Raw genomic sequence first — 17,433 nt, forward strand, 5'->3', positions numbered from 1 at the left:
ATGAACACATACAATAAAGAAGCTTTTGTTACCCTTTTGAAAGATAAATTGACAAGAAAAAACATAAAACATATAGACGATGCCACCGATCAGGATCTATATTATGTCATTGCGTCGATTGTTAAAGACGAACTAAACCCCCATTGGTTGCAAACACAAGATAAATATGTAAAAAACGAGACACGAGAAGTTTATTACTTATCGATGGAATTTTTAATCGGTCGATTGATGGAAAGTAATCTGCTTAATTGCGGGTTACTTGAGGTCTGCAATGAGGCACTGAAAGAACTAGGCAGAAATCCTGAAGACATCTATAAAAATGAACACGATGCCGGACTTGGAAATGGTGGTTTAGGAAGATTGGCGGCTTGTTTTCTCGATTCCATCGCTTCATTGAATTATGCTGGACACGGAAGTGGCATTCGCTACAGATATGGTCTATTTGAACAGCGAATTATTCACGGTAACCAAGTTGAATTACCTGATTATTGGTTAAAAGAAGAGTATCCTTGGGAAACAAGAAAAACAGATGAAGCGATTGAGGTTGAATTTGGCGGACATGTTCAAATGCACGCAAAAAATGACGGGTCGTTGGAATTTTCCTATCATGACACAGATAAAGTGATGGCTGTCCCCTATGATGTCCCTGTCGTTGGGTATCAAAATGAAGTAGTAAACACGTTAAGACTATGGAGCGCTGAGCTTTCACCAGAAGAGTCAGATTTTTTGGCGGAAGCTAACGGTCAATACTATCATCATTTAGATCACACACATTCTGTGGAGCAAATCTCGGGATTTTTATACCCTGATGATTCTAGTTATGAAGGAAAAGAACTAAGGTTAAAGCAGCAGTTCTTCCTCGTATCTGCAACGTTGCAAGGGATCATTAAAAAATTCAAGAAAAATCACGACCTGCCTCTTTCGTCATTGTATGAAAAAGTAGTCATACAAATTAATGATACTCACCCGAGCTTAGCTGTTCCTGAACTAATGAGAATTCTCATGGATGACGAAGGATTTGAATGGGACGATGCTTGGCATGTAACGACGAACGTCATTGCTTATACGAATCATACGACGTTAAGTGAAGCTCTTGAAAAGTGGCCAACTACGATGATTCAACAGCTTCTCCCACGTCTTTACATGATTATCGATGAGATTAACGAGAGATTCTGCAAAGGTATTTGGTTTGACCATCCGGAACTTCGTCATGAAATTCCTGGTTTAGCGATTATCGCTGATGACCAAGTTCATATGGCCCGTTTAGCTATTGTAGGAAGTTTCAGTGTAAATGGTGTTGCGAGGATTCACACAGAAATTCTAAAGAATAAAGAAATGAAAAACTTTTACACGCTATTTCCCGATCGATTTAACAACAAGACTAACGGGATTACTCATCGCCGTTGGCTTTTACAGGTGAATCCGTGCCTATCTAATGCAATAACAGACGTCATCGGTCCACAGTGGATAAAGCAACCGAATAAATTAATTAGTTTATTAAGGTATTCAAATGATGCGCCATTTTTAGAAAAGATTAATAAAGTTAAACAGAGTAACAAACAAACATTGGCGAAAATCATTCAACAAAAAACGGGCGTGGTCATAGACGAACATTCTATTTTCGACGTACAGATTAAACGACTCCATGAATACAAACGGCAATTATTAAATATTTTCCATGTTATTTATCTTTATAATGAGCTTAAAGAAAATCCGACGATGGATATCACACCTAGAACGTTTATTTTTGCAGCAAAAGCAGCCCCTAGCTACCATTTAGCTAAAGAAGTCATTAAACTCATTCACCATGTGGCTTCCATCGTCAATTATGACAAAACGATCAATGATAAACTGAAAGTCATTTTCCTTGAGAATTATAACGTCAGTCTCGCTGAAAAAATCATTCCAGCAGCTGATATTAGTGAGCAAATTTCCACAGCAAGTAAAGAAGCTTCCGGAACAGGAAATATGAAAATGATGATGAACGGAGCTATCACACTAGGAACACTTGACGGAGCAAACATAGAGATTAAAGACCTTGTTGGCGATGAGAACATCTTTATTTTTGGGTTAACTGCGAAAGAAGTTTTGAATTATTACCAACATGGCGGGTATGTCGCAAAAGATATCTATCATAATGATGATCGAGTCCGAAAAATTTTAGATCAATTAAATCACGGGGAATTTGGAGCTCACGAGATTGAGTTTAAGGATATTTTTTATAACATTCTTTACCATAATGACCCTTACTTCGTATTAAAGGATTTCGATCCTTATATCGAATCTCATGAATTAATTGAACGAGCTTATCGCGACAAGAAATATTGGCAGAAAATGAGTGTAACAAACATAGCTTATTCAGGAAAGTTCTCAAGCGATCGAACCATTAGAGAATACGCATCAGAAATTTGGAAGTTACGGTAGCATATATTATGAAAAAGCACTGAATGACGATTCTGGTCGTCTTCAGTGCTTATGATATGTCAGTAGCCCATTCTTTAAGAGAAACATCAACCTCTTCTTTTTCTGCTATTGTCATTGACGGTTGAATCATAAATAATTTTTCGTTACTTTGAAATAATTGATATTGTTTTCTTTCCATATGCCTCTTACACCATTCTTCTAAATCTTCCGTTGCTTGTTTAACGGAGGTAGCAAACACCGTGACATCTCCATTATTCAAAGACATTTCTACTCCTCTACTTCCATTCCAGTCATAGGATAAGCAAAGAGAAATAATGATCCTCGAATTTAAACGAGCATGTCTGTTTTCTATATTCATTCTATCCCTCATTTAATATGATCTGTCTAAATAACACACTTTTACTATCTTATCGAATGGCTCAGTCTTTTTCAATAGTAATATGAGAGTTTTCATCAAAGCGATCCCGATTTCCTTCGACACGATTTTCAGAGATGGTAAGACTATGAGAAAGAAATTTATCTGCTATCTTCAATTGTTGGTTTTTGATAGGTGTTTGATTTTTCAGCAGCGTTTGACGGAATTGTTGAAAGTTTCGTTTATCTATCAGCTGAACTCTCTTGTTAGTAGAGGAAACATCTATAAAACTGTCTTTAGCCAAGACAACATGCTTCATAGGTAAGGTTACATTCATTTCTTCTAACAGACCTTGCAGCACCGTTCGCATTCTATTTAAAGAAATATACGGATGAATAAATCTCTCTTTCTTTTCATTATGGTTTCTTATCCAAAAGCGATCTGTCTCAGCCTGAAAGATGGTACGGCTATTTCCAAAAAGTGGCTTTATCATCCTGATTTCTGTTGGTGTAAGAATGATCACATCTAAGTCAACTTGAGCTTGCTTCAACATAAACACCGGGTTGTAAAAGATAAAACACGTATCGGGAAGTTGTTTAACTAAAAAATTGAGTAACGAATCGTAATAGTAACTTCTTTTCACTTGAGAGATTTCAGACACCGTTGAGCTTGCCCAATTCATCTGAAACTGGAACAGTTCATCCCGATAAGCTTGCTTCAATTGTTCTATAGATTGAACAGAAAGTTGATTTTTTGACGGCAAACTCATTTCTTCTTTTGTTTCAGTGTGCTTCTTTCTAAGAAGTTTATTCCAAGACCTTTGCAACAAAGATTCTTCATTATTTTCGTAGATGTTCCATGTTGGAAGATGTTCATACCCTTTTCTCTCCGCTTCCCAATCTTGTTTTAACCTTTCCCAGCGCTCTTTTTTCAGGCGAACATAGCGGCTTGGGTACCGATATACATCTATTTCATACCGGGATACATAATCAGATAATTTTACAAGTTGAGCCATGATAATCCCCCTCTGTTCACTCTTACTTTGCTAATTGAATCGTAGATATCTTTTCGTACATAGGTTTCTGATTCGGTCGAACGTTGTACAAACAGATCTGTTCGACGATTTGTTCTGTTTCTTCTATTTTCATAGGAAAGCTCCACTTATTTTCTATGTTGACCTGTGAATCTTTCCATTTTTTTGCTAACGTTACATGTGGTCGGTATGGACGGTTTTCAACGGGAAAGCCCTGCTCCTCAGCCTCGTGCTGGATGATGGATTGCAGCGTCACTAGTTGATCGTTTTTTTGAGGCTCTAGGTAAAACACACGTGGTTTTAGACTACTTCCAAAATAATGAATGGCGGAGAAAGTCATGGAAAAAGAATGGAATAAACTTAATTTAGTTTCAAGGGTTTTCCATAACTTTACCCTCTTTTCAGGGTCCCAACTACCTAAAAATAACAATGTCATATGAAAGTCCTCAATATGAACGATATTTTTATAGTATTTGGATAAAAGATAAGTCTTTTGAATAGATTCACTTGAATTTTTGATATTCTGACTCATAGGAATCCCAATAAACGAATGATTGCCCATCTATACTTCCCTCCTTTATTCTCTTTAAGAAGCTATGATATAATATATTAATCACATCTATTTAGTTTGAGATTGAAAAGTGCAAGTTGCTCTCGAATATAAACGACTTTGTTCGCAATAGAAAGGATGATAAGTAAACATGAAAATAGTCAATAATATGTCGGAGCTCATTGGCGATACTCCTTTAGTCAAACTTCAAAAACTTCCTGATCAGGGTGGAGCTCAAGTATACTTGAAGTTGGAATTTATGAACCCCAGTGGAAGTGTAAAAGACCGCGCAGCTTTTAATATGATCGACAAAGCCGAAAAGCAAGGTTTAATTAATAAAGATTCTGTCATCATTGAACCTACTTCAGGTAACACTGGAATTGGCTTAGCAATGAATGCAGCTGCTAAAGGTTATGAGTCTATTTTAGTCATGCCTGACACCATGTCAAAAGAACGAATCAACTTGTTAAAAGCTTATGGAGCAAAAGTGGAATTGACTCCTGGAGACAAAAAAATGCCTGGAGCGATCGAACGAGCTCATGAGCTTGTAAAAGAAATTCCGAATAGTTATATGCCTATGCAATTCGAAAACGAGGCAAACCCTGATGCCCATCGCTATACAACAGCGGCAGAGATCGTTGATGGTATGAATCAGTTAGGGAAAAAACTATCTGCATTTGTTGCTGCCTCTGGAACAGGTGGAACGATAACTGGCACGGGTGAAGAACTACAAAAAGAATACCCGGATGCTACCATTCATGTTGTAGAACCAAAAGGATCTCCTGTTTTGTCAGGGGGGAAACCTGGGCCTCACAAACTTGTTGGCACAAGTCCAGGATTTATTCCACCAATTTTAAACGAAAAGGTGTATGGAGAAATTTTTCGGATCTCAGATGAAGACGCCTATGATATTACTCGCAGGTTATCTCAAGAAGAAGGCATTTTAGTTGGTCCTTCCTCCGGTGCTGCCTGCTACGCTGCTCTACAAGTAGCTAAACGGCTTAAACCTGAAGAAGTGGTTGTAGCTATAGCTTGTGACACAGGCGAGCGCTATCTTTCAACAGATTTATTTGATTTTGAGTAACTATTACAAAGGAAAGCATCTCTCCCGTTAGAACTACATTGCCCGTCCAATTGTTAGACATCGTCTAGCAGATGGACGGGCTTTATAGCTATCTAACTAATGTTCCTTTAACTTTGGTTCGGCGATTGCTAGACCATTTGAGCTTTCAGCTTTTTTTGAACGAATCATCCATAATGTTAGAGCCGCACCACTCAAGGTGAAAATTCCATAAAATAGATAGACCGACAAAATGGAAGACCACTCCATAATGAGCCCAGCACTGATACTGAAAAACCACGCACCTAACCCATTTCCTACAGCTGAATATATAGCAACAGCCGTTGCTTTTACCTCCTTTGGTGCCAGTTCAGTTACATATTGTAAAGCAGCAGGTACGAATAATCCGATACTAAACCCTTGAATAATGGTCGTCATGTAAATAAATTCAGGAGTCGGTCCAGTAGAGTAGAAAATCCAGCGAATACCTGAAGCTAATGCTGCAACGAATAAGATGACTAAAATCCCTCTTTTCCTTATCCATTGACCAGCCCATCTCATAAAAGGTACTTCACTCCCTGCTGCTAGAAGGAATGCAAACCCCACGCCTGCTAATGACCCTCCGCTAAATTGAATTAACAAGCCGAAATAAAAATTATTTGCCATAATGGGTCCAAATACCAAGAAGGTCACTATTAGAAACAGGAGGAAGCCTGGAACTTTTACTAACTCTTTCATTCCACCTCTAATATCTACTTTTGCTGTTACAGACTCTTTCGGCATTCCTAATGAAAAATATGCACTAATAAACAATACAAGGGCAAACCCATAGAAAATAATTCCTTGACCCAGCCAGTCAGATAACATCCCCATGAACCACACAGCCAATGCAAATCCAACCGCTCCCCACATACGGATGTTTCCATAATCTCCACCGTTTTTATAAACATAGTTCATTGCCATACTATCTGATAAAGGGATGATTGCACTTTGGAACATAGCTAGTCCTGCTGCAATTGCTACTAGAATGACATACTCTTCTGCCAATAAATAAGTGAAACCCACACTTCCTGTACCGATCACTGCAATAGTCAGAAGCAGCCTAGGGCGTTTAGTATAGTCACTTAGAAGGCCCCAAACAGGTTGAGTAAGCAGCATGACTATTGGTCCTATAGAAGTAATCATTCCTATTTGTGAGCCTGATAATTCTATCTCGTTTTGAAAATATACTGACAACAGAGGAAATAATCCGCCGAAACTGAAATAAGCAAGAAAGTAAAATACTTTCATATTCGTAAACGTACGTTGTTGAGCATCCATTCCTAACATCCCTGACCTTCTGATTATATATTTACCTTTTAGCTAACTCGTATACAGCTCTTGTGTAAATAACTGTCATCGCTAATAAGTGTTTAATAGAGATGTATTCATCTGCTTGATGAATTACATCTTTTTGTCCTGGAAACAACGGTCCAAAGGCCACCCCTGCATTTAATGCTCTTGCATAAGTCCCTCCCCCAATGGCAAGAAGTTCAGCTTGTTCGCCTGTCTCTTCTTCATATACTTTTGATAATATCTTAACTAGCTCATGGTCTTTATCCATTGCATGCGGTGTCTCATGGACACGAGTGTCTCCCACATAACCGTAAGCTTGGAAATGATCATCAAGACTTCTTTTAATAACATCAAAAGAAGCTCCTTCAGGGTAGCGCAAATTGATTCCTATCTTGGATTCACTCCCTTGTTCATACATCATTTGACCAATATTAATCGTTAGATCACCTAACTGTTCATCAGAATAGGCTATATCTATGTTTTCTCCGCGAGAATCTTTCAAGAACATTGCTACAAGCGGGGTTATAAAGTTCTTTTCTTCTATATTTAATGGTAATTTAATTAAAAAGCCCGCTAATAGGAGTCCTGCATTCACGCCATCTTCAGGTTCCATTCCGTGAGCCGAAAAACCATTTAATGTGAGCTCAACATTAGAGTCCCTTATGTTCAATGAACCTTTGCAATCGTTGTGAACGAGGTACTGATGAAAAAGGTTCCTTAATTTGGATGTGTTCTCCACTTGTTTAATATCCAGCTTGGCGACCGCCCGATCTGGCACCATATTTAACCGGTGACCCGAGTGAAAACTTCGAACTAACCCTGTATTGGAAGTAAGTTTCGTTTCATAAATAAAATCACAGATGCCTTTCTCCGCGTAAATGATTGGAAAGTCTGCATCCGGTGCAAAACCAAGAGAAGGCATCTCTTCATGTTTGAAATAATGATCCACACAACGCCATTGACTCTCTTCATCTGTTCCGATAATTAGTCGAACCCTTTTACCTGTTTCAATTCCTGCGTCCTTTAAAATTTTCAGAGCATAATAGCAGGCCATCGTTGGTCCTTTATCATCTAGAGCCCCTCTCGCATAAATCTTCTCGTCTCGAATTTCCGCATTAAAGGCAGGACTTGTCCAATCGTCTCCTCCGGGTACAACATCAATATGGCATAAGATTCCTACAATCTCTTCCCCTGTTCCCCATTCTATATGAGCTGCATAGCCATCATGGTCCTTTACTTTAAATCCTTCTTGTTTAGCCTTATGTAACAACCAATCGTATGCTTCACGAATTTTCTCTCCAAAAGGAGCTTGTTTAGAAACGGTCTTTTCGTCTAGTACGCTCTCTATTTGCAAAAACGATTGTGTGTCTTTTACAATCGTACCTTTTCTTTTATCTACTTCATTTTTCCAATTCATAATAACATTCTCTCCCTTTTTTAGCTCATCCTCATATAAGTATACGCCTTTAAGGAACCTGTGCAAATAATCATGAGTGAACTTGAAGAAAGTCATGCAACATGACACGACCATCAGGACGACGAAATAGGCTCATTAACATAAAATTAAAAATATTTACAAGATGATTACTTTACTCTGTCTGCTTTATTGCGTTAAAATAAAGGTACAGATAAGGAGGGAGACATGAATTTAAGCGCAATGATAGATGCATAAGTTCAACAATAACAAAACACTCTAAATACCAGAGTAATGAAACGTTCCTTATCCACTCTGGCAACCTTGCTTCAAGATTAAAAAGAGAGCCCCAAACGACTAAGGCTCAACATCCATCGTCCGTTTGTCCATACAAGCGACTTGAACCTTTAGTCTACTTTGATTTCAAAACATCGCCCTGATCATCAAACCTTATTCACAGCAGTAACGGGTGACCAACTTAAGGAGTGATTTTTTGAAGCCATCAACTGACCGAATGTTGACTCGGATTAAATCCATCTACCTCTACATTAGAAAAAGGGGAAGTGTCTCCACCAGGGAATTGGTTGAGGAGTTCGGTATTACCGAACGAACCGCTCAACGGGACTTGAATGTGCTTGAATACAACAACCTTGTCGTCAGCCACGAACGAGGTGTCTGGACAACGACTAATAGAAAAATAAAAGTTTCTTAAATATGAAAAATCGCAAGAAGGCCTCTTAAGCCGTCTTGCGATTTTTTTAATTAATATATTTTATTCACCTTTTTGGAGCTTCGCTAACTCAAGCCCAGTCAACTCCCGGTAACTACCTCTCTCGAGATGAGGATCTAAATAAAGAGAGCCCATACGTTCACGTTTGAGATCGATGACTTTGTTACCTGTTGTTATAAACATTCGCTTTACTTGGTGGAATTTTCCCTCTTGAATCGTTATCTTTACAACGGTCAGATCTTCAGGATCAACTAGATCAATGGTAGCTGGCTTTGTTTTATACCCGTCATCAAGGGTCACGCCACTCTCCAAAGCATCGATATCCACTTGTGATACAGGTGCATCAAGATGGACAAGGTAAGTTTTATCCACCTTCTTTTTTGGAGAAGTCAGTTGATGGGCGAGCTTACCGTCATTTGTTAATAACAGCAAGCCTGTTGTATCTTTATCCAGTCGCCCTACTGGAAAAGGTTGAAAAAGAACTTCTTCTGGCTCTAACAAATCAATTACCGTTTTTTCTTTTGCATCTTCTGTTGCAGAAACGTATCCTTTAGGTTTGTTCATGAGAAGATAAACAAACTCTTTATATTTTACCGGTTCGCCAAAGACTTCGATTGTATCTTTCTCCGGATCTACGTGGACTTTACCATCCTTGACTACTTCTCCATTGACAGTAAAGCCTCCTTTTTTCAACAGTTTTTTCACTTCTTTTCTTGAACCATATCCGGTATTCGCTAAAAGCTTATCTGTCCGCAAACTTACTCCCTCATTTCTTCTACTCTTCTTCCCCAAACATATAATGTCTCGTTCGAATATTTACGTTCAAAACAATTCCCACTGCCAACATGTTCGTGATGAGAGCACTCCCCCCGTAACTGACAAAAGGAAGAGCTAAACCAGTAATTGGAACTAACCCAATGGTCATTCCGATGTTTTGAAATATTTGAAACACCAGTAAACCAATAACTCCTGCAACTAAATACGTACCGAAAGAATTATTACATGAAAAAGCTATGATTACCATGCGATAAAGGAGTAAGAAATAAACAACAATTAACACTGTGGCACCGACAAAACCGAATTCTTCACCAATAACGGTGAATATGAAGTCTGTATGCAATTCAGGTATAACCCCACTTTGAGATTTCATCCCCGACGTTAAGCCAGTACCGTATAACTGACCAGCTCCAATCCCTTGAAGGGCGTGATATAGCTGATATCCTTCTGCACCGATGTTCCCACTTGGGTCTAACCAAGCATAAATCCGACTCAACTGGTGAGTTTTAATAACCATATTAAAAAGCTCAAAAAAGTTGTTATGGAGCCAAACTAAAAATCCAATCGATGCGATAACCAAACTAGTTAATAAACCGATCATACGAAAAGTAACGCCTGCCATAAGGATCATAATAAATATGATCGCCCCTACCACTAATGCTGTCCCTAAATCCGGTTGAACTAAGATTAACGCAAAAGGGGGTAAACCAACGGCGAGAATTTTCCCTACGACAATACAATCTGTTCTAAAAGACTTCTCTCTTGGCTTCTTAGTAATGGTATACAGAAGATGGGCGAGGGATATAATCAAAATAATTTTTACAAATTCTGATGGCTGAAATTGAAAAAGACCCTCGACCCTAATCCATCGTTGTGCGCCATTAATTTCAGTTCCGGCAAAATGGACGACTAATAATAACAGCATACCGCCAATATAAAACGGTACAGAAAAGTTTTTAAACATTTCATAGTCTACGAGCATGGCTCCTATCATAAATATTGTTCCGATAGCAAACCATATAATTTGACGTTGTATAAAAAATCCTGGCGTATTATATTGCTCTGTAGAAGCAGCACTGTATATAGCTAATAAACTAATACACATCAATACGAATAAATAGAATAACAATGTATAATCCAACTGTTGGAACGCACTTTTACGTTCTTGCATGTTTCCACCTACCAAAAATTCTTAAATTATTTGCTACTTGCTGCTTTTCTAAATGGTGTTTTTCGCTCTTCCATAGAAAAATGTCTTTCATCACTTCGGCGTTCTTGGCGCTCTCGCTCCGTTCTTCTGGAAATATTCGCTAATATCCCCATAGATATAAACGTGATCATGAGTGACGAACCACCATAACTCAAAAACGGAAATGGGATCCCTGTTATAGGGAGAATTCCATTAACTGCTCCCGCATTGAAGATCATCTGTATCCCTAGTTGGAACACGATCCCAAATGCCAATAAACTTCCAAAAGTATCACGGCACCTGGTCCCAATTAGCACGCCTCTTCCGATGACAAAGAACATTAAAATAAATACAGCTGCGATCCCTAACAAGCCTAATTCCTCACTGATAATCGCCAATATAAAATCTGTATGAGCTTCTGGAAGATAGAATAATTTCTGCACACTCTGCCCAAGTCCAGCTCCAGATACTCCTCCATGAGCAATAGCAATATAAGACTGTACAAGTTGAAATCCTTCAGTCTGTTCAAGTTCAAAGGGATTTCTGTGGCCTACCAAACGATTTAGGCGGTAAGGAGCTGAATGGGCATAATGATATAACGCCCAGCCTGCTAAAGAGCCTAATGAAATAAGATGTAACATCCGAGCACCAGAACAAAACGCAATCAATCCAGCGACTAAAACGATAGAAGTAGCCGTACCTAAATCCGGTTGCATCATAATTAATATAAAAAATACAATGACGACAATGAGAGGTGGCATGACACCTTTGAAGAATTTGTTTATGTAAGACTGCTTTCGCGAATAGACATACGCTAGATAAATAATCGAACCGATCTTGACAAATTCTGAAGGCTGGATCGTAAAACCAGCTATATTAATCCATCGTGTCGCTCCATTGACATCGTGACCAACACCTGGAATCAAGATTATCAATAATAGAAAAATTGAACCTAAGACGATAAAAGGTGATAATTTGCGATAATGTCGATAAGGGAAAAACATAAAAACTGTAAATAAAATGGCTGAAATAATCAGCCATTGAAGCTGTCGATCAAAAAAATGCGTAATATTACTATACCGCTCATAACCTTGCACAAAGCTTGCACTGTATATCATTACAAGACCAAATAAAGCTAAAAAAGAAATACTAACAATTAAATACCAATCTATATAAAGCTTTCTTTGTTTTTCTTCTTCCAAGGCGTTCACCTCCGTTACGATGAGCATCGCCCATACTAATCCTCTTATTATAGCAGATGGAATCATCCTCTAAAAGAGACTTCAGGACTGACTGAAAAATTTACACGATTGTCGTATTTTCCATGAACAGAGATAATTACAATAGAACGTGAAAGTTTTTACAAGCGATTGACCTTACATTCACATATAATTTCGATATTTTTTCCTTAATTACTAAGTAAATGACTACCCTGAAATAACACAATAGATACTCACTTTGTTTTCAGAGCTTTATCAAATCGTGAAAGTAGCTAAACTCACATGTTAACGACGTTCAGATCGGAAATCAGACCCTGAACGTAGCTAAACTCGCATGTTAACGACGTTCAGATCGAAATCAAACCCTGAACGTAGCTAAACTCGCATGTTAACGACGTTCAGATCGAAATCGAACCCTGAACGTAGTAGCTAAACTCGCATGTTAACGACGTTCAGATCGAAATCGAACCCTGAACGTAGCTAAACTCACATGTTAACGACGTTCAGATCGAAATCAAACCCTGAACGTAGCTAAACTCGCATGTTAACGACGTTCAGATCGAAATCGAACCCTGAACGTAGCTAAACTCGCAAGGTTGACTACATTAGTATATAGCGTGGAAGATTCTTACTCCTTTTCCGTCGATGAACTACGAAATGTTCTCAATAAAACCACCTAGGTCACTGAAAAAATGGAAATTCAGTTTTAACAATGCATCAACATTCAATACACCAAACTATTGAAGAAATTGATTAGACCTGCGAGCAAGCTAGGCTGCTACTTCCTTTTATTTTATAAAATAGGGTAGCCGAAACAAATTTTCATTCACCATGGTTTAGAAATACTCTCATGTGTATCTACCTGCGTAATGATCGAAATTTATCAGCTTATTTTAAAAAACGTCTGGCCATGAAGGCCAGACGTTGTATAAATCTATTCTTTATCCTCTTAAAGCTTTCGCTACTGTTGTTACGCGTTTACCAAGTCTTTTAGCCATTGTAAGATCTCTTTCATCCGGCTGTGCACTTCCATCTGGACCGGCAACTGTAGAAGCTGAGTACGGTGATCCCCCAATTCCATCAGTCGTTAATTGTTCTGGATTCTCTCCGTAAGGAAGTCCTACGTAAACAAATCCAAAGTGAAGTAATGGAACTAATGAAGTAATAGCCGTTGTTTCTTGACCACCATGGATCGATCCAGTACTCGTAAAGATCCCTGTTGCTTTTCCTTCTAATTCACCATTCATCCATAACGCTCCAGCTGAATCAAGGAATTGCTTCATTTGAGCAGGCATGGAACCATAGCGTGTTGGAATACCCCATACAACGCCGTCCGCCCATTTTAAATCGTCATGAGTTGCTACAGGAATGTCTTCTTGAGCTTTTTGCGCTTGAACGTAAGCATCTTGCCCTGACATTGCTTCCTTTACAACCTCAAACTCTTCGACGCGAACAATTTTCACTTCCGCTCCTTCAACTTCAGAAGCACCTTCCGCAACTGCTTTTGCCATCGTGTGAATATGTCCATAGGTACTGTAATAAGGTACTAAAATTTTTGTCATAGCCTTAACCACTCCTCCATAATAATTTGTTTACAATTAATGTATTACCTACGTGTATTCTTCCTTACGAAGGTAATGATTAAACTTCTTATTTTTATAAATAAGCAATACTTTCGTTTGTTGCTTACCTTTAGTAAGTATATTATCTTACTTACTTACTAAAGTCAAGTGGATTATGTTATAATTAAATTAGCACCATGACTGTAAGGAGTGATAACAATGGAAAAAATGAATTTATGTCCGAAGTTTGAAACGGCCTTTCAATTATTAGGTAAGCGCTGGAATGGTCTAATTCTTCGAGTTCTTTTCCAAGGTCCAGTCAGGTTTCGTGATATTTCCGCCAATATTCCAAGTATGAGCGACAAAATGTTAGTGGACCGTCTTAAAGAATTAGAAATAGCTGGTTTAGTTCAACGAACCGTATTTCCAGAAACCCCCGTTCGAATTGAATATCAGTTAACGGATAAAGGAAAAGCACTGGAACCTGCACTAGACGAAGTGCAAGCATGGGCAGAACAGTGGATGGAGTAAAAAAAGATGCTTCTCAGGAATGAATAAACCTGGAAGCATCTTTTTTATTTTATTCCTTTTTTAAAAAATCAAAGCGGTGACCCAAAATCTGCCCTGCCAAACCTGAGCGAATACTCATATTCATATAAACGATAGCTCCTGACAAAATGGTAATGACGAGAATGAACATAGCATTCCATCGACTTTCTAATGGGATGAGTTGCTGAAAACCATAACTTAGAAAAGCAACCACGATCGCCATAACGATGGAAAAGGAGCAAATAAGTAATAGTCGTTTAAAAATAAAACTATAATTGTATGAAGCAAATTTCCCTATGGCCCACACGTTAATTGTTATGGCAATAAGGTAGCCGATCCCAGTGGCTAGCACGGCTCCTTGTGCTTCAAACAATGATATGAAGATTCCGTTAAAAATTGCTTTAAAAAGCAACCCAGCCGTTAGAGCAATGACTGCATATTTTTGTCTATTGATGCCTTGCAATAAAGATGCGGTGACCGCGAAAATGGAAAAAGCCACGGCTACAGGCGCATAAGATCGAAGGACTTCCGATCCGATCACAAAATCATCCATTCCGAATAACGCCGCATAAGAAGGCTCCGCTAACACCATCAGGCCTACTGCAGCAGGGATGGTTAAAAAGAAAATAATTTGATACGTCTGTGTGATCGTTCGTTGCAATCTTTCTGTCTCTTGATTAATAAATGCACTCGTCACCGTAGGCAAAATAGTGAGCGACATTGCCGTAGCAACAGCTACAGGGATCAAGATCAATTTGTGAGATGCCTGTGTAAATGAAGCGTAATATGTTTCCGCGATCCCCTGAGAGAAACCGGCACCCATCATCGCTTCATTAAAAGATAATAAATCAACGGTTTGATAGAGTGGGATGGATAAACCGACAAATGAAATCGGCAAAGCATAAGCAAATAATTCTTTATACATTTTAGGAAGAGGAATTTGATGATCGACAGTACTTTCCTCTATTTGTTTTTGCAGGCCTGTCCATCTCTTTTTCCAGTAATATAGAAGAACAGCGAGCCCGCCTAACGCTCCAACAAATGCACCAAATGTGGCGAAACCAACGGCCGTACCTAATTCTCCATCAAGGACATCAATAATGAAGTATGTTAACGCAAGAATGAAAACGATCCGAATGATTTGTTCAATGACTTGGGATATCGCTGTCGGGCCCATAGATTGATGTCCTTGAAAGTATCCGCGAATCAAAGCCATGATTGGTACAATAATTAATGCGACACTTACCATTCTGATAGTAAAGACGGCATCTGAAACAGAATTTCCTTCCAGACTGTCTGGATCCAATACTTGGTTAGCGATCGGTCCTGCGAGAAAGAACAAAGCTATAAAAGCAACGAATCCAGTGATCGACATGACAATAAGCCCTGACTTTAATAAGCGCTGACCTGTTCTGTAATCACCTAAGGCGTTATATTTTGATACAAATTTCGATACGGCTAGCGGGACACCTAGTGTGGCTAGACTTAAGAGAACCGTATATGGAGTATAACCATATCCATATAGAGCCAGTCCATCATGTCCTACAATAGCCGTGAATGGGAATATGTAAATGAGACCTAGCATTTTGGAAATGAAAATACTGGCGGTTAAAATCATTGTGCCTCGAATTAATTGGTTTTCAGACATATCTTTTCTCCTAATATGATGACTCTGTTATGTTGCTTATCATGATTTTCATTGTGGTCCATTCGAGTTAATTGATACAGCCACTTATTGCATCTCTACCGATTATGACCCCTGAGGCCAATTCCGGAAAAAACGAATTCTATCACAACATAAGTTCTTACAAAGCTCATCTTAAAATTAAAACACTGCTAGCATTTTATCATATTTTGTTATTTAACGGACAACTGCACCCCAAAAAAAGCGATTCAGCTTTTGGACTGAATCGCAGATTTCCCTACCCTTCGATCACTTTCACATAGACTTTTCGTTGTCTAGGTCCGTCAAATTCACAAAAGTATATCCCTTGCCACATTCCTAAAATCAGACTACCTTTTTCAATAATCACCATTTGCGATGCACCCACTGTACTTGCTTTAAGATGGGAAGCAGTATTCCCTTCTGCATGGCGATCACGCGAATGGTCCCAAGGAAACACCTCATTTAAACGCATGATCATATCTGTTTTCACATCTGGATCTGCATTTTCATTTATGGTAATTCCACCTGTGGTGTGGGCACAGTAAACGTAAGCTACCCCTTCACTTACTTCACTTTCATCTATGATTTGCTGAACTTTTTTAGTGATGTCTTGCATTTCGTCACGTGAACCAGTAGAAATGGCTAACTTTTTCAACATTCTACTTCCTCCTTCATCACGATGTTCTATCCTCTAGCGTGGTCATTTGTAGCCTTCACAGCGTGTTTAATGATAGAAGAGAATTCATTTTCTGTTAATTTCTTTAACCCTTCAGCTGTAGATCCTCCTGGAGAAGCTACTTGATCCATTAATTCTTGTGGATCGTGGCCATTTTCCAGCATAGCGACAGACCCTTGCATCATTTGAACGACAAGTTTTCTAGCTTGCTCTGGGCTCACATCATATGAAACTGCCGCTTCTTCCAGTGCTTGTGCAAAAGCATAAACAAATGCCGGTGCACTTCCAGTGATAGCTGTTAAATCGTGGACTTTTTCCTCTGATAATTCTTCTGATGCTCCAATAGAGGAAAGGACTTGTGAAAGTATCTCTCTATGTTTTTGTTCCACGTAATTACCACAAGCAAACGTCGACATGGATTGGCCGATTTGAGCTCCTGTATTTGGCATGATCCACGCCACTGGAGTCCCTTTAGGAAGACGCGCTTCCATGTATGTTGGATCAATACCAGCTGCCACCGTTATAATAAACTGCTCATGAACTTCATGAGAAAGTTCTCGCAATAATTTATCATGGGTATGAGGGGGAGATGCTAAAACAATCACATCGTTTTTGTTCATCTCTTCTTTCCAATTTGAAGAGATATCAACAGAATAGTTGGCTTTCAACCGGTTTAATTTCGCTTCATCAGATTGATTAGTTACTGTAATCGCATGCTCATGGTTTTCATTTGATAAAAGTCCATTAATAATTGCTTCGGCCATTCTTCCTGCACCGATAAATAATATATTTGTCTTCATCATCATTCAACTCCTTTATCACGATATTTAACATAACATGATTTCAGAGCAATAACAAAAGAGCACCGAGTATGGTGCTCTTTTGTAGACTTT

At 38.7% G+C, this 17,433-nt stretch carries 16 protein-coding genes; 4 read left to right on the forward strand and 12 right to left on the reverse strand.

Going from position 1 to position 17,433, the window contains the following annotated elements:
- On the forward strand, nucleotides 1–2,424 hold the full coding sequence (locus CR194_RS11750; protein WP_110609839.1) for a glycogen/starch/alpha-glucan phosphorylase: 2,424 nt from the start codon (nucleotides 1–3) through the stop codon (nucleotides 2,422–2,424).
- A gap of 49 nt (nucleotides 2,425–2,473) precedes the next feature.
- Here CR194_RS11750 and CR194_RS11755 read toward each other — a convergent pair whose 3' ends face one another.
- The 3 genes from CR194_RS11755 to thpR all read right to left on the reverse strand — a co-directional run bounded on the left by CR194_RS11755 (nucleotide 2,474) and on the right by thpR (nucleotide 4,374).
- The gene (locus CR194_RS11755) at nucleotides 2,474–2,782 is read right to left on the reverse strand and encodes a hypothetical protein (RefSeq protein ID WP_110609840.1); all 309 of its coding nucleotides are present in this window, start codon (nucleotides 2,780–2,782) and stop codon (nucleotides 2,474–2,476) included.
- 61 nt (nucleotides 2,783–2,843) lie between these two features.
- A complete protein-coding gene (locus CR194_RS11760) occupies nucleotides 2,844–3,794 on the reverse strand; it encodes an NERD domain-containing protein (RefSeq protein ID WP_110609841.1) in 951 nt (316 codons plus the stop codon).
- Nucleotides 3,795–3,816: 22 nt separating this feature from the next.
- Entirely contained in the window at nucleotides 3,817–4,374 is a 558-nt protein-coding gene (gene thpR / locus CR194_RS11765; protein ID WP_110609842.1) for an RNA 2',3'-cyclic phosphodiesterase, read from the reverse strand.
- Between the two features lie 139 nt (nucleotides 4,375–4,513).
- Here thpR and cysK point away from each other — a divergent pair, with 139 nt between their 5' ends.
- Nucleotides 4,514–5,446, forward strand: coding sequence for a cysteine synthase A (cysK, locus tag CR194_RS11770; RefSeq protein WP_110609843.1), 933 nt, complete (start codon nucleotides 4,514–4,516; stop codon nucleotides 5,444–5,446).
- A 96-nt stretch (nucleotides 5,447–5,542) separates the two neighbouring features.
- On the opposite strand, the gene CR194_RS11775 is transcribed toward cysK, so the two are convergent.
- Both CR194_RS11775 and pepV read right to left on the reverse strand, forming a co-directional pair.
- Nucleotides 5,543–6,751 carry an MFS transporter gene (locus tag CR194_RS11775; RefSeq protein WP_233254327.1) on the reverse strand — a complete coding sequence of 403 codons (1,209 nt, stop codon included), beginning with the start codon at nucleotides 6,749–6,751 and terminating at the stop codon, nucleotides 5,543–5,545.
- A gap of 22 nt (nucleotides 6,752–6,773) precedes the next feature.
- The gene (gene pepV / locus CR194_RS11780; protein ID WP_110609844.1) at nucleotides 6,774–8,174 is read right to left on the reverse strand and encodes a dipeptidase PepV; all 1,401 of its coding nucleotides are present in this window, start codon (nucleotides 8,172–8,174) and stop codon (nucleotides 6,774–6,776) included.
- Nucleotides 8,175–8,664: 490 nt separating this feature from the next.
- Here pepV and CR194_RS11785 point away from each other — a divergent pair, with 490 nt between their 5' ends.
- Nucleotides 8,665–8,883 (forward strand): DeoR family transcriptional regulator, encoded by a 219-nt coding sequence (locus tag CR194_RS11785; RefSeq protein ID WP_110609845.1) that lies wholly within the window; start codon nucleotides 8,665–8,667, stop codon nucleotides 8,881–8,883.
- A gap of 60 nt (nucleotides 8,884–8,943) precedes the next feature.
- Here CR194_RS11785 and CR194_RS11790 read toward each other — a convergent pair whose 3' ends face one another.
- The 4 genes from CR194_RS11790 to wrbA form a co-directional block, all read right to left on the reverse strand.
- Nucleotides 8,944–9,657, reverse strand: a complete 714-nt coding sequence (locus tag CR194_RS11790) for a pseudouridine synthase (RefSeq protein ID WP_110609846.1) — start codon at nucleotides 9,655–9,657, stop codon at nucleotides 8,944–8,946.
- A 19-nt stretch (nucleotides 9,658–9,676) separates the two neighbouring features.
- Nucleotides 9,677–10,849: a rod shape-determining protein RodA gene (gene rodA / locus CR194_RS11795; protein ID WP_110609847.1), complete on the reverse strand. Its 1,173-nt coding sequence runs from the start codon at nucleotides 10,847–10,849 to the stop codon at nucleotides 9,677–9,679.
- Nucleotides 10,850–10,875: 26 nt separating this feature from the next.
- Nucleotides 10,876–12,096, reverse strand: a complete 1,221-nt coding sequence (gene ftsW, locus CR194_RS11800; protein WP_199228167.1) for a putative lipid II flippase FtsW — start codon at nucleotides 12,094–12,096, stop codon at nucleotides 10,876–10,878.
- A gap of 932 nt (nucleotides 12,097–13,028) precedes the next feature.
- A complete protein-coding gene (gene wrbA / locus CR194_RS11805) occupies nucleotides 13,029–13,649 on the reverse strand; it encodes an NAD(P)H:quinone oxidoreductase (RefSeq protein ID WP_110609848.1) in 621 nt (206 codons plus the stop codon).
- Between the two features lie 219 nt (nucleotides 13,650–13,868).
- Between wrbA and CR194_RS11810 the strand changes: the two genes are divergently transcribed.
- Nucleotides 13,869–14,180 carry a winged helix-turn-helix transcriptional regulator gene (locus tag CR194_RS11810; protein WP_110609849.1) on the forward strand — a complete coding sequence of 104 codons (312 nt, stop codon included), beginning with the start codon at nucleotides 13,869–13,871 and terminating at the stop codon, nucleotides 14,178–14,180.
- Nucleotides 14,181–14,229: 49 nt separating this feature from the next.
- Here the strand turns inward: CR194_RS11810 and CR194_RS11815 are convergent, their stop codons facing one another.
- The 3 genes from CR194_RS11815 to proC all read right to left on the reverse strand — a co-directional run bounded on the left by CR194_RS11815 (nucleotide 14,230) and on the right by proC (nucleotide 17,346).
- Nucleotides 14,230–15,846: a putative polysaccharide biosynthesis protein gene (locus CR194_RS11815; RefSeq protein ID WP_110609850.1), complete on the reverse strand. Its 1,617-nt coding sequence runs from the start codon at nucleotides 15,844–15,846 to the stop codon at nucleotides 14,230–14,232.
- Between the two features lie 274 nt (nucleotides 15,847–16,120).
- Nucleotides 16,121–16,522 carry a secondary thiamine-phosphate synthase enzyme YjbQ gene (locus CR194_RS11820; RefSeq protein ID WP_110609851.1) on the reverse strand — a complete coding sequence of 134 codons (402 nt, stop codon included), beginning with the start codon at nucleotides 16,520–16,522 and terminating at the stop codon, nucleotides 16,121–16,123.
- Between the two features lie 26 nt (nucleotides 16,523–16,548).
- A complete protein-coding gene (proC, locus tag CR194_RS11825) occupies nucleotides 16,549–17,346 on the reverse strand; it encodes a pyrroline-5-carboxylate reductase (RefSeq protein WP_110609852.1) in 798 nt (265 codons plus the stop codon).
- Between the last annotated feature and the right edge of the window lie 87 nt (nucleotides 17,347–17,433).

The organism is Salipaludibacillus keqinensis (assembly GCF_003226325.1).
GTDB lineage: Bacteria > Bacillota > Bacilli > Bacillales > Salisediminibacteriaceae > Salipaludibacillus > Salipaludibacillus keqinensis.

Excerpts from the sequence above, each read along its gene's own strand:
- thpR (WP_110609842.1), bottom strand. The coding sequence starts at position 4,374 with ATGGGCAATCATTCGTTTATTGGGATTCCTATGAGTCAGAATATCAAA.
- CR194_RS11820 (WP_110609851.1), bottom strand. The coding sequence starts at position 16,522 with ATGTTGAAAAAGTTAGCCATTTCTACTGGTTCACGTGACGAAATGCAA.
- CR194_RS11755 (WP_110609840.1), bottom strand. The coding sequence starts at position 2,782 with ATGAATATAGAAAACAGACATGCTCGTTTAAATTCGAGGATCATTATT.
- proC (WP_110609852.1), bottom strand. The coding sequence starts at position 17,346 with ATGATGATGAAGACAAATATATTATTTATCGGTGCAGGAAGAATGGCC.
- CR194_RS11810 (WP_110609849.1), top strand. The coding sequence starts at position 13,869 with ATGGAAAAAATGAATTTATGTCCGAAGTTTGAAACGGCCTTTCAATTA.
- ftsW (WP_199228167.1), bottom strand. The coding sequence starts at position 12,096 with ATGCTCATCGTAACGGAGGTGAACGCCTTGGAAGAAGAAAAACAAAGA.
- wrbA (WP_110609848.1), bottom strand. The coding sequence starts at position 13,649 with ATGACAAAAATTTTAGTACCTTATTACAGTACCTATGGACATATTCAC.
- CR194_RS11750 (WP_110609839.1), top strand. The coding sequence starts at position 1 with ATGAACACATACAATAAAGAAGCTTTTGTTACCCTTTTGAAAGATAAA.
- CR194_RS11775 (WP_233254327.1), bottom strand. The coding sequence starts at position 6,751 with ATGTTAGGAATGGATGCTCAACAACGTACGTTTACGAATATGAAAGTA.
- CR194_RS11760 (WP_110609841.1), bottom strand. The coding sequence starts at position 3,794 with ATGGCTCAACTTGTAAAATTATCTGATTATGTATCCCGGTATGAAATA.
- cysK (WP_110609843.1), top strand. The coding sequence starts at position 4,514 with ATGAAAATAGTCAATAATATGTCGGAGCTCATTGGCGATACTCCTTTA.
- CR194_RS11815 (WP_110609850.1), bottom strand. The coding sequence starts at position 15,846 with ATGTCTGAAAACCAATTAATTCGAGGCACAATGATTTTAACCGCCAGT.
- rodA (WP_110609847.1), bottom strand. The coding sequence starts at position 10,849 with ATGCAAGAACGTAAAAGTGCGTTCCAACAGTTGGATTATACATTGTTA.
- pepV (WP_110609844.1), bottom strand. The coding sequence starts at position 8,174 with ATGAATTGGAAAAATGAAGTAGATAAAAGAAAAGGTACGATTGTAAAA.